General features: G+C 42.3%; 13 protein-coding genes. 5 read left to right on the plus strand and 8 right to left on the minus strand.

Annotated elements, in window-relative coordinates:
• The 8 genes from rsmI to WBA23_RS22695 all read right to left on the minus strand — a co-directional run.
• Window positions 1-610, minus strand: a 610-nt coding sequence (gene rsmI / locus WBA23_RS22660) for a 16S rRNA (cytidine(1402)-2'-O)-methyltransferase (protein WP_424584558.1), incomplete at its 3' end; no start/stop codon positions are given.
• A gap of 6 nt (window positions 611-616) precedes the next feature.
• Window positions 617-850 carry a 4a-hydroxytetrahydrobiopterin dehydratase gene (locus WBA23_RS22665; RefSeq protein WP_424584559.1) on the minus strand — a complete coding sequence of 78 codons (234 nt, stop codon included), beginning with the start codon at window positions 848-850 and terminating at the stop codon, window positions 617-619.
• Between the two features lie 117 nt (window positions 851-967).
• Window positions 968-1,852, minus strand: a complete 885-nt coding sequence (locus WBA23_RS22670; RefSeq protein ID WP_424584560.1) for an endonuclease/exonuclease/phosphatase family protein — start codon at window positions 1,850-1,852, stop codon at window positions 968-970.
• A gap of 2 nt (window positions 1,853-1,854) precedes the next feature.
• Complete coding sequence (locus WBA23_RS22675) at window positions 1,855-2,121, minus strand: DUF493 family protein (RefSeq protein ID WP_424584561.1); 267 nt, start codon at window positions 2,119-2,121, stop codon at window positions 1,855-1,857.
• A 144-nt stretch (window positions 2,122-2,265) separates the two neighbouring features.
• The gene (locus WBA23_RS22680; protein ID WP_424584562.1) at window positions 2,266-3,720 is read right to left on the minus strand and encodes a pyridoxal phosphate-dependent decarboxylase family protein; all 1,455 of its coding nucleotides are present in this window, start codon (window positions 3,718-3,720) and stop codon (window positions 2,266-2,268) included.
• 15 nt (window positions 3,721-3,735) lie between these two features.
• A complete protein-coding gene (locus WBA23_RS22685) occupies window positions 3,736-4,383 on the minus strand; it encodes a GNAT family N-acetyltransferase (RefSeq protein ID WP_424584563.1) in 648 nt (215 codons plus the stop codon).
• Between the two features lie 13 nt (window positions 4,384-4,396).
• Entirely contained in the window at window positions 4,397-4,801 is a 405-nt protein-coding gene (locus WBA23_RS22690) for an STAS/SEC14 domain-containing protein (protein WP_424584564.1), read from the minus strand.
• A 276-nt stretch (window positions 4,802-5,077) separates the two neighbouring features.
• Window positions 5,078-6,106, minus strand: coding sequence for a hypothetical protein (locus WBA23_RS22695; RefSeq protein WP_424584565.1), 1,029 nt, complete (start codon window positions 6,104-6,106; stop codon window positions 5,078-5,080).
• Between the two features lie 373 nt (window positions 6,107-6,479).
• On the opposite strand from WBA23_RS22695, the gene WBA23_RS22700 reads away from it, so the two are divergent.
• The 5 genes from WBA23_RS22700 to rny all read left to right on the plus strand — a co-directional run.
• Entirely contained in the window at window positions 6,480-7,076 is a 597-nt protein-coding gene (locus WBA23_RS22700) for a hypothetical protein (RefSeq protein ID WP_424584566.1), read from the plus strand.
• Between the two features lie 247 nt (window positions 7,077-7,323).
• Window positions 7,324-9,735 carry a phenylalanine--tRNA ligase subunit beta gene (gene pheT, locus WBA23_RS22705; RefSeq protein ID WP_424584567.1) on the plus strand — a complete coding sequence of 804 codons (2,412 nt, stop codon included), beginning with the start codon at window positions 7,324-7,326 and terminating at the stop codon, window positions 9,733-9,735.
• A gap of 93 nt (window positions 9,736-9,828) precedes the next feature.
• A complete protein-coding gene (locus tag WBA23_RS22710) occupies window positions 9,829-10,128 on the plus strand; it encodes a hypothetical protein (protein WP_424584568.1) in 300 nt (99 codons plus the stop codon).
• Between the two features lie 11 nt (window positions 10,129-10,139).
• Entirely contained in the window at window positions 10,140-10,427 is a 288-nt protein-coding gene (locus WBA23_RS22715; RefSeq protein ID WP_424584569.1) for a cell division protein ZapA, read from the plus strand.
• Window positions 10,428-10,543: 116 nt separating this feature from the next.
• On the plus strand, window positions 10,544-11,896 hold a 1,353-nt coding region (gene rny, locus WBA23_RS22720; RefSeq protein ID WP_424584570.1), incomplete at its 3' end, for a ribonuclease Y.

The following is an 11,896-nucleotide window of genomic DNA, read 5'->3' on the forward strand; positions in this document are numbered from 1 at the left end:
GTTCGAATAAAGTTCCTCGTTGGGTTTCTTCGTGTAGTTTGGTTAGTTCGCGAGAAACTGCTGCTAACCGCTCGGTGCCTAAGTACTCGCCTAATTGTTGTAAGGATTTTACCAATCGATGGGGAGATTCGTAGAGCACAATAGTTCTTGTTTCTTCTGCCAGTTGTTTCAGTCGAGTTTGCCGCCCTTTTTTATGCGGTAAAAATCCTTCAAATACAAAGCGATCGGTAGGTAAGCCTGAATTAACTAGAGCAGGAATTAGTGCCGTTGGGCCGGGTAGACATTCTACCTCAATTTCCTGTTTCAAACATTCTCGTACCAGCAAAAAACCCGGATCAGAAATTGCCGGGGTTCCAGCGTCACTAATAAGGGCCATGCGTTCGTTCGCTAATCGCTTTACCAAACCTTCTACTGCTCGATGTTCATTGAATGCATGATAGCTGTGCATTGTGGTACGAATATCAAAATGCTTCAGCAATCTACCCGATGTACGCGTGTCTTCCGCTAAAATTACATCCACTTCCTTCAGAATGCGTAACGCCCGCAACGTAATATCTTCCAAGTTTCCAATAGGAGTAGGGACCAAAAACAAAGCGGCAGTTTCTTGCACAGGTGCTTACTTAGCTAGCTTATCAATCTCTTCGGCTAATTTGTGATCTTTATCGGTCACCACATCTCCGGCATCATGGGTGTTTAGCTCAAAGCTAACCTGATTGTAAACATTCGTCATAAACGGGTGATGGTTCATTTTTTCGGCCACAATAGCCACCCGGCTCATAAAGCCAAAGGCTTCCACAAAATCTTTAAACTCAAAGGATTTCTTTAGTTTGTTGTCTTCTTCTTGCCACATAGTAATCAGTTAAAAATTGATAGCGCTCGGCGTCCGATGGATAATTGATAATTAGCAAAGTATAACTTTACATTTTTTATATCAACCTTTGTTATCCCCCAAAGGTTGCCAGCGAATTTATTCTCGAAGCTGGAAGGTAGCCATCACCGGCAGATGATCGCTAAGCGACCAGTTACGTTGATCTGGACTGGGGACAAATAGACCCTCGTTTAGCGTGGTTGACGAGGTTTTCAATAGGCTTGCTAAATTCTTGCTCAATAGTAAATAGTCAATTCGGCGGTAAGGCACTAATGTATTTTCGCCCAGTTCGTCCATCTTGGTAAAGCCACTCCCGTGCTTGAGTGAATCGTAAGAATCTACTAAACCTAACTCCATCCAGCGATTATACTCCCCATCAAACGGGCGATGATTAAGGTCGCCCGCGACAATAACCAACGATTGCTGAGCCATATCTTGCTTTAAATAAGGCGATAAGGTGTTAATCTGCTTACGACGAGTTTCGGAGCGTTTACGAGGCGCTAGCTTAAAGCCGTAAACAATAAAGCTTTGATTCTGAAAACTAAGCGTAATTCGTCCCCAATGGTTAAATAAGTTATCTGTATCCAGACCCTTTCCTTCAATGCAGTAATCGACGCTATCAACGGTGATCTGATCATCTACTATGAGCAAGCCTACTCGATTTGTTTCTTGATAGTCAGAGCATTTCATTGGATAGAATCGATACGAACTGCCCATCGCTTGCACCAAAGTATCGTACAAGTTGGGCTGGCCGCCTGGCTCCTGAATGACCAGTACGTTGGGCTGATATTTACTAATTTCTCGCCCAATCGTGCGGAACCGCTGAGCTACAGTTTTACCGTCGGGCTGACCGTAGCCTCGTCCACTTCTTAAATTATAGGTAATAACTCGCAACTCAGCAGTAGGCTGGCTGCTAAGTAATTCAGGGATCAGCAATACAATAAAAATTGCCAATAATTTCCAGCTATTAAGCGTACTGTTCACACTTACAAAGCTAATACACCTTCAATCTGATGGGCTTCTTTGTATTTTTCTATTACATCTTCGCTCGAGCGCATCATAATTTTGGCTGTCACACTTGTGTAACTTCCTTTGCTCGATTGCTTGGTTGTTAAATTATTTTTGGGAAACAGCGCGAATACTTCGCTCTCTTTTCCGGTGGGTACAATGAACTTGAACATATATAACGAAGGCCAGTCATGTTGCTGATCGAGCTTCGATTTGAATGATTCTATATCTAGTTTAGGTAACATAGCTTATAAATTCAGGTGCGAAAAAATTATAAAAATAAGCAGTCGGGTAGACGTCCCGTAATGCTTCGGTGTAAGAAACGCCTTATGCCGTAAAGAGGTTTCCGGAAGGAGTTCAGAAAAAAGAACAGTACTGAATAATGATGACTAAGAAGTGGTTTGCTGAGAGCTAGGTACGCCTTCGGCGGTAGTTTCACCGTGAAATTTGTGCGCTACAAAGTCCAAGTAAGCTAAAGTTACTTCTAAATCCTCACGTGAAGTATTAGGGTTAATCGTACACATGCGTAATACGGTTCGCCCGCGAATGATCGTAGAAGAGAGAACAATTCCCTGCTCATCCATAATATGATCGGCTAGTCGTAGGTTGATAGTATTCTGCAATTCGGTAGATATTGAATCGGGAGCAAATCGGAAAGTAATAATTCCCAATTGCGGGGCAGTCATTACTTCCCAATGGGGCAATTCTTCTAAGATAGCAGCTACCTGGTTGGTTAAAGACATTGTATACTGAATAGCTTGACGAAAAGTACCCAAACCGTAGTGTTTAATAGACATCCAAAGTGGTAGTGCCCGAAAACGCCTTGATAGCTGTAATCCCTTATCAGCAAAATTTCGGTACCCTTCGGTCTCTTTTAAATAAGAAGCCGATGTTTGGAAAGCATTCCGTAAGTGTTCGGAATTTCTAACTAAGATACCGCCTATATCATATGGTTGATAAAGCCACTTATGAGGATCAATAGTAAGTGAGTCGGCTAAATTCATGCCGTGTAGCGCTTGTCTACCTTCTGATGCTAGCCAAGCGGCCCCACCGTAGGCAGCATCTACGTGCATCCAGCATTGCTCCTGGTAGCAAATGTTTCGTATTTCTAATAGCGGGTCCACTGCTCCCGTATTGGTAGTTCCTGCGTTAGCAATAACGCAAAAGGGAACTTTTCCCACTTGTTTATCAAATTCAATCTGAGCTTGTAAATGGCTAATACTAAGCTGATGCAATTCATCTGTTGGCAGAATAACTAACTGCTCCTGAGAAAAACCCAAGATTTTTAGTGCCTTAAAATTAGATTTGTGGGTTTGATCACTACAGTAAATTACGGCTTTAGAACGATCTTCTTCCAGCAATACTTCTCGGGCAGTAGCTAGCCCAATAAGATTAGCCGCAGAACCACCCGAAGTAAGAACCCCTCCAGCTGATGGTCCCATATCCATTTCTTGCGTTAACCAATGTATCACTAACCGTTCAATTTGGTTAGCCGCGGCACCGGCCCGCTCTATTCCCGAAAATACGTTATAACCACTAGCTAGCGTATCGGCCATCACACTAATGAAATTGCTAGGCCCAGGTACCCATGCAAAGAATCGAGGGTGATTCAGATACATGTTGTTGGGAAAGATATCTTCCTGAGCTTTAGCGAGTATTTCATCAAAAGCCTTTCCCTTCTTAGGAATATCTTCATCGAACAGTGAAGTGATCTCACTAACATTTTTGTGTCCTCCGGCTGGCTTTTCACCCAACGTTTGATAGTGGTTAACAAGTGTATCGATTACCTGATAACCTATCCGGCGCATTTCTTCTTCAGGTAATTGAAAAAATGATTCTTGCATTGTTTTAATCTAACCCTATAGAGCTTTGTAGTAAGCTACACAGCTTTTAACTGTATTAATAGTACTAAACACTGCTTGTTCTTCGTATTGGAAATCTTGGTAGATAATTTCATCTACGTAAGTATAGCCTAGCGAATTTTTAACCATATGTTGAGAAACAGCTCCGGTCGCTTCGCACACAGTAGCCTTATATCCTCTTTCTCTAGCTATATCTTCGGCAAAGCTAATGAGACGCTGGGCAAATTGCTGCCGAGCGTACTGCGGATAAATTCCGCACATAAACATATGCAAGTGTGAGCCAGGAATTACATTATGCAACTGAGCAAAACGCTCACCTAAAGTTTCTAATAATCCAGCGATAGGGCCAAACTTTTCAGAAACGTGCTCTAGCCCAGTAGGGGGAGGAGAAGCATAATCTTCGCAGATTAATGCTCCTACTACTTCATCTGTATCAGTCACCGCCACTACCGACAACTGGTCGATAGCTGCCTTTTGAATAAATAGTTGAGCGAAGTAACTAAACTCCTCCTCACTGATAGCCAATGCTTCCGACATAGGTTCACCTTTAGTAAACGTTGTAGAAATGCAATGTGTAGCAGCTACTACGTGCTTGGGCTCTAGTGGCTTAAGAATGATTTTCCGGGTTTTTTCGGCAATATTCATGCTTGTACCTATGTTATTTTCCAAACCAAGCGTAAGCCGAGGCTGAACTTGTGAACTTTTCTACTTGCAAAAGCGATACAAATTTCTTTCCTAGTGCCACCGAATTACTAAACTCTCCGAAAGCACTCTCCGGTACAATTACTGCTATCTTCTCTACACCACCTTCTTTTAGCATTTCGCTCCAGTGCTCATCTACCCATTTAGCGATTTTAACGGTTCCTCCTTTAAATTGAGAAATATCTGCAACAATCTCAGTGATCTGATGCTTCTTTGCTAAGTTTAGAATATCAGAAAAACCTTTCTTTGCCTCTTCGTCTAGAATGTGACCTTTCCACTGATACATCAACACATTTTTATCCGAGTCAATCTCAGCGTACAATTTCGGTTCATTAATTGCCGCTACTACTTCTTTGTTCATTGTGCTCATCCTAACGTAAATTTTAAAGTGATAAAAATCAAATGACTATGGTGCAAAAATAGAGTAGCATTCTGTAAGAACCTTCATTAAAATGAGAGTAATAGTACAATACAAAGGAGCACTATGTTTTGTAGAAAAGCACTATACGGGAAGGGCGATTAGTAGCCAGAAATGGGTATGAATGGTAGCTTAGTAGCGGTTCATACTCATTGTACTGTATTGTAGGTTAAGAATAAATCTTCTGAAAATAGTACTAAAGAAAAGGTTATATTACTGCTAAATACTCATCCGAAGTACTACTTCCAGGCTTGTCTTTACTATCTCGCCCATTGATTGGCAGCGAGAAAAGTTGGTTGATTGATAAAAGTCAGTTAAATCTTGCTTTAGTTGAGCTACATTCTCTGGTGAAGATAATGTATCGTGGGCCATAGTATGCATTAGATGCTGAATTTGATAGCGAGATGAACGAACCCGCGTGGCCATAAGTGCATGCTCTTCGGTCTGGTACTGCCGTACTGACTCAGAAGTCATTAACTTTAACCCTACCTGAATAATGGGGTTGTTCTGCTTGAAGTACCGAGGCATGTAAATGGTTCTGTGCCCCTCGTAAGACTGCTGGTCAAAATCAATAGCACGAATCCGGTAATGAAGCTCGTCGAAATCGGGTGTAACATCTATTACAAAATTAGTGGCGTGCATATCGCCTAATAAGCGAACAAAGCAGCGTTCGTTAAACTTAACAAACTCTTTGGCTAGTCGGGTAAGGTTTTGAACACCATCATGTAATTGATCCTGGAAAAAGCGATCGCCCGGAATACCAGCAACATGTTCCTCAATTAATGTTTGATTAGCTACTAAATAGCTTATTCGATTAGGAGAAAGAATGTGCTCCAATTCTAAACCGTAAATGCGAGAAGCATCGGCATGTTTAATATAAAAGTAATCGAAGTTATCATTAATACGGTTAACAATTCTCACCCGGAAGGGGCGAGTATTACCATAAATGCATAAATCAACCCGGTCTACGTATAGGTGCTCCATTACTGATACATCTCCGTCAGCCTTCAGAATAGAATAAATCATCTTAAGAGCATAATAGATTCGATCCATATCATGCTGTGGATACAATACGGTTACCCATAGTGTGTCTTGATTAAATTTATCGTAGAGTGGAATTGTGTTATTGTACCGTCCTAGATCTTGGTACGTAATGGGCACTGTAGTTAAACGAGCATGTTCTTGCAAATAACTATGCAGAACCTCACTAATAGGATAGGTTTTCTTCTTACGAGAGATTCTCGGCATAGGCTATTGGATTAAAAAGGAAGGCTGTAACGATAAATTCCGAAAACAAGCGATTGAAATTGATAAAATACAGCACTCTAATCTTACAAATCGAAGAATTACAATATTCGCAATTATTTAGTCTTTTTTTAAAAAATTGTTGAACGGGAGTATGCTCTGTGGCTCACCTTTTTACGCAGTCAATAATCCGTTGTATAATCCTTTACGAAACACCTTATTTTTTGCGTTTCATTCATTAAAAAGGTAGTTTTTTTAAAAATTACTCAACAATCTATTCAATAACTGCGTATATTTGCAGTGAACAATTGATCAAGCGTTCAAAATTGTAAGTTAATTAAACACTGTAAGTTAGACCACGAAAAGCAAAACAAGAATGAAAATGATTAAAGAAACATTAATGATTGCGGCCACATTTCTACTAATAGTAGGTAATGTGTTAGCTGCTGGTGATACCGATACTAAAATTAGTGTCACATCACTAGAAAACGAAAGTAAGAAGGCCCTAATTCGGGTAGCTAGTGTTGGCTCGTCTGAACAAGCTACACTACGCATTAAGGATCAGAATGGCCACACGCTGTACCGCGAAACGCTTACTGGCGAGGAAGCCTACATGAAGAAGTACGATTTCTCTCGTCTGCCTAATGGTGAGTACGTTGTAGAAGTTCGTACGGCCAATGGCACTACCCAAGAAGCTTTTTCGCTTACTGAAGGCACAACGCAGGCTGTATACTTCAAGCCAGCTATTAAAGTAGAACCTCAGAAAGTAAGTGTAGTTTTTAAGAACCAGATTAATTCACCGGTTTCTCTAAAGCTTTACGATCAAGATGGCCGAGTACTTTTTGAGGAGCGAGTAGCCTCTCAGGAGAAGTTTGCTAAAGGGCTTAACCTATCCAAACTAAGCCGAGGACAATACTCTCTAGCCATTCTGGGTGACAACTATGTATACACTAAAAGTATTGATCTGAAATAAGGCGGTTTGCCGAGGCAATCTTGCCGGGCAACAGTTGCTCAACGATTATAGATTTTTTGTTAGGTTGTTGTATTGGTGCAGGCTCCTTCGGGAGCTTGCATTTTTTTATTCAGTACCTACACTAGTAATTACCTCATAGGGGATACTACTTCTCTCCAAAATTCTTATTTTTGCCAACCCATTTTAGGGCTTCAGAAGGTACGCATCCTAATAAGCGCCGCCTTCTTTTTTATTTAATAGTGTTGGTATGAAAATATCCATTAACTGGCTTCAAGAATTTATTAATCTCACAGTGCCACCCGAAGAAATTGCTGATAAACTCACTCTATCGGGTCTAGAGGTAGAAGGCTTAGAGAAATTCGATCAGATCACAGGCGGTTTAGAAGGCTTAGTCATTGGTGAGGTGCTTTCGGTTCAGAAGCATCCTAACGCCGACCGGCTTAGCATAACCCAAGTAACTGTTGGCGAAGCCGAGCCACTGCCCATTGTCTGTGGGGCTTCTAACGTAGCCGAAGGGCAAAAGGTGATTGTAGCAAAAGTAGGAGCTACGCTTTATCCCACCGCCGGTGAGCCGTTTGCCATCAAAAAATCAAAAATCCGGGGTGAAGTGTCGCAGGGAATGATCTGCGCCGAAGATGAAATCGGGCTAGGCACTCAGCACGATGGCATTATGGTACTTGATACTCAACTACCCAATGGCACCTCTGCTGCCGATTACTTCGGATTGGTATCGGATCAGGTGTTGGAAATTGGCCTCACTCCCAACCGGGCCGATGCGGCTTCCCACTTAGGTGTAGCTCGCGACCTAAAGGCATTGTATCACCAACCTTTAACAGTACCTAATGTAGAAAACTTCTCGGTAGATAATCGGAATCTACCCATAGAAGTAATCGTAGAAAACACGGAAGCCTGCCCGCGCTACTCGGGTTTAACCATAAGTGGAGTAACTGTACAAGATTCGCCCGACTGGTTAAAGGCTCGCCTCCGGTCTATTAACCTGTCACCAATTAACAATGTGGTTGATGCGACCAATTACGTATTGCACGGACTGGGTCAACCTATGCACGCCTTCAATGCAGATGCAATTGCCGGAGGAAAGGTACTTGTAAAAACGCTACCGGCGGGTAGTACCTTCACCACGCTAGATGAAAAAGAGCGAAAGCTACTAGCACAGGACCTGATGATTTGCAATGCCGAAGAAGGTATGTGTATTGCCGGAGTGTTTGGCGGAATTAAATCCGGAGTGAAGGAAAGCACCCGAAATATATTTCTGGAAAGTGCCTACTTCTCGCCGGAGTACATTCGGCGCACCGCTCAGCACCACGGTCTAAAAACCGATGCCTCATTTCGCTACGAGCGAGGTACAGACCCCAACATTACAGTTTACGCCCTAAAAGTGGCGGCTTTGCTAATAAAGAAGATTGCCGGAGGGCAAATATCTTCGGATATAGTGGATGTGTATCCTAATGCTATTGAACCGTTTCGGGTAGCGGTACAGTATAAGAACGTAGATCGCCTCATTGGAAAAAAAATTGACCGCGAGGAAATTACCGCGATACTACAGCAACTTGAAATAGAAGTAATAAAAAAAAATGAAACCAGTATTACCGTATTGGTGCCGCCCTACCGGGTAGATGTACAGCGAGAAGCCGATATCATTGAAGAACTTTTGCGAATACACGGTTATGATCAGGTAGAAGTAGCTGCGCACTTGAGTACCGATTATATCGCTCATTTTCCCGAAATTGATGACCGTAAGCTACAGTTGCGGCTCAGTGAAATGTTGATCGGAAATGGATTTTATGAAATAGTCACTAATTCACTTACTAAACCCACGTATGTTCAAGAAGCAACCGCCGTTTCGCTGTACAATCCGCTGAGCGAAGACCTCAATGTTATGCGTCAGCACTTGCTATTCTCTGGGCTGGAAGTGATCGCACATAATATTAATCGTCAGCAAAAAAATCTTAAATTTTTTGAGTTCGGAACAACCTATCGCCACCAGAATGGTAAGTATTTGGAAGCAAAGGAGTTAGTTGTTTTTATGACCGGATCGGTACAAGCCGAAAGTTGGATGGCACCCACCGAGCCAGTATCTTTTCATCATTTGTCCTCGCATATTCAAATAATTTTTAATAGGTTTGGTATCACTGGTATGGTTCAGGAACCCTTGAACGACCCATTTTTTAGCTACGGGTTACAGCTTGTTTATCAAGACAAAGTAGTAGCCAAACTCGGTAAGGTTGACTCCAAAACAGCTGATTCAGCCGAGGTAAAACAGCCCGTTTTTTGCGCTGTAGTGCAGTGGTTGGTGCTTGTAGAGAAGTTGAGAAGCATCTCAACTAAAGAGCGAACAATTTTTCAGGAGATTTCTAAATTTCCTGAAGTTAGAAGGGATTTGTCTTTAGTATTAGACCAGGAAGTAGCATTTAGTGAAGTAGAGAAGGTTGCGAAGGCTAAAAGTAATAACTTAGTCAAGCGTATCAATGTGTTTGATGTATACGAAGGCGAACCACTGGGGAAAGGAAAAAAGGCCTACGCCCTTAGCTTTGTCTTACAAGATCAACACAAAACATTAACCGATAAAATTATTGATAAAACAATGAAAAGGCTTATGAATCAATTTGAACAGGAACTTCGCGCAGAAATTCGCAAATAGTCCATTAGTCACGCTATTAGCTAGGCGGACTAGCAAGCGGGCACTCCACTACTTTCTTAACCAAAACCAAACTCTGCTAATACGTCCGTCTGCATGCCCCATCCAACTACACTCTCGTCTGAAATTGTAACTTTAGAAAGGAAAATCGATCTATTCCTTGACCAGCATACATCATTGCAGGAACAGCTTCAGCAAGCAAAACAAGAAAACGAAGAGCTAAAGCTAGCGCTGAATTCTAAAGAAGAAGAATTGGAGCGTTTTAAAAAATCAATTAAAATCAGTAAACTTGCTCAGTTGACAGTAGCTGATCACAGCGAAACTACTGAAGTAAAGCGTACTATTAACGAGTACATCAAGAAAATTGATAAATGCATTGCTCATTTGAGCCAGTAAAGCACGTTTTCATGGAGGCACTATCCATAAAAATAAAAATTGGGGACCGAGAGTATCCTATGCGGGTAGATCCCGAAGACGAAGAACGTATTCGCCAAGCGGGTCGAATGCTGAACGAAGAAATTCAGCGTTACCGGCAGAGCTACAATACTACCGACAAGCAAGATCTGCTGGCAGTAGTGGCGTTCGATGCGTTTTTAGAAAAATTAGAATACCAAACCCAGCAAGCCGACACAGAAAAGGTAATTGTTGATAAGATTGGTCGTTTAAACCAACTTATTAGCCAAGCTATGTCATAGTGCTAAATTCGGGACAGCCTTAGAAACTGTCTAATGTATATACCCTTCGTTAATATTCGCTCATCGGCAGCGTAGTTAGGCTACTGTCTGTAGTATCCACATCTAACTATATCATCATGGGTGAATTAAACATAATACCTTTACTGATTACCATAATTGCCTCTCTTGGGGCCGGTATTTTTATCGGTTCGCTGCTTTCTAAGCGGAAATCTGATACTAAAGAGAATCAGTTAAAAGACCGGGAAGCGGCTCTTCAACAGCAAGAGACTACCACACAGGCCAAAGCCGACATTATTATTAAAGATGCTAAAAGCAAGGCTGAGGCTATTAAAAAAGACAAAATCCACGAAGCTAAAGAGAAGTTTTTGAAGCTAAAATCAGAATTTGAGGAAGAATCTAATCGGAAGAAAAACATCCTGATTACCAATGAAAACAAGCTCAAACAGCGTGACGCTCGGTTGAACGAACAGGCAGAAAACCTTCGTAAGCAAGAGCATCAATTGAAGGAAAAAGAAGAAAGTCTGGAAACTCAACGAGAGGTTACTAGAAAAAAACAGAGCGAATTAGAAAAAGTGCATCAGCAAAAAGTAGCTATTCTGGAGAAAGTATCTGGGCTATCAGCCGATGATGCTAAACAGCAACTTATAAAGAGCCTAGAAGACGAAGCTAATACCCAAGCTACCGCCCTTATCAAAAATATTATAGAAGAAGCCAAACTTACCGCCACCAAAGAAGCCAAAAAAGTAGTACTAGGCACCATCCAGCGTACCGCCACCGAACACGCCATCGAGAACTGCGTATCGGTTTTCAACATTGAAAGCGACGATGTAAAAGGAAAAGTAATTGGCCGGGAGGGGCGAAACATTCGGGCACTGGAAGCATCTACCGGGGTAGAAATTATTGTGGATGATACTCCCGAAGCCATCATTATTTCCGGTTTTGATCCGATACGCCGCGAGATTGCTCGCCTTTCGCTGCACCGATTGGTTATCGATGGTCGGATTCATCCCGCGCGTATTGAAGAAGTAGTGGCTAAAACCACTAAAAATATCGAAGAAGAAATTGTGGAGACCGGCGAACGTACGGTGATTGACTTAGGAATTCACGGCCTACACCCGGAACTAATTAAAATGATTGGTCGAATGCGCTTCCGCTCGTCTTACGGACAAAACTTGTTACAGCACTCCCGCGAGGTAGCCAACCTCTGCGCTACCATGGCTTCTGAATTAGGCATTAGCCCAAAATTAGCAAAACGTGCCGGTCTGTTACACGATATTGGAAAAGTGTGGCCCGAAGAGCCGGAGCTGCCCCACGCATTGCTAGGTATGAAGCTTACCGAAAAGTACGGAGAGCATCCCGATGTATGCAATGCTGTGGGAGCCCACCACGACGAAATAGAGATGACAGCAATCATCTCCCCAATTGTGCAATCCTGCGATGCCATTTCGGGTTCTCGTCCGGGAGCTCGC

Source organism: Tunicatimonas sp. (genome assembly GCF_049647865.1).
In the GTDB taxonomy this organism is placed as follows: domain Bacteria; phylum Bacteroidota; class Bacteroidia; order Cytophagales; family Cyclobacteriaceae; genus Tunicatimonas.

Bases quoted from the DNA above. Each gene is read 5' to 3' on its own strand.
- WBA23_RS22665 (WP_424584559.1), bottom strand. From the start codon at position 850: ATGTGGCAAGAAGAAGACAACAAACTAAAGAAATCCTTTGAGTTTAAA.
- WBA23_RS22675 (WP_424584561.1), bottom strand. From the start codon at position 2,121: ATGTTACCTAAACTAGATATAGAATCATTCAAATCGAAGCTCGATCAG.
- WBA23_RS22680 (WP_424584562.1), bottom strand. From the start codon at position 3,720: ATGCAAGAATCATTTTTTCAATTACCTGAAGAAGAAATGCGCCGGATA.
- WBA23_RS22685 (WP_424584563.1), bottom strand. From the start codon at position 4,383: ATGAATATTGCCGAAAAAACCCGGAAAATCATTCTTAAGCCACTAGAG.
- WBA23_RS22690 (WP_424584564.1), bottom strand. From the start codon at position 4,801: ATGAACAAAGAAGTAGTAGCGGCAATTAATGAACCGAAATTGTACGCT.
- WBA23_RS22695 (WP_424584565.1), bottom strand. From the start codon at position 6,106: ATGCCGAGAATCTCTCGTAAGAAGAAAACCTATCCTATTAGTGAGGTT.
- WBA23_RS22700 (WP_424584566.1), top strand. From the start codon at position 6,480: ATGAAAATGATTAAAGAAACATTAATGATTGCGGCCACATTTCTACTA.
- pheT (WP_424584567.1), top strand. From the start codon at position 7,324: ATGAAAATATCCATTAACTGGCTTCAAGAATTTATTAATCTCACAGTG.
- WBA23_RS22710 (WP_424584568.1), top strand. From the start codon at position 9,829: ATGCCCCATCCAACTACACTCTCGTCTGAAATTGTAACTTTAGAAAGG.
- WBA23_RS22715 (WP_424584569.1), top strand. From the start codon at position 10,140: ATGGAGGCACTATCCATAAAAATAAAAATTGGGGACCGAGAGTATCCT.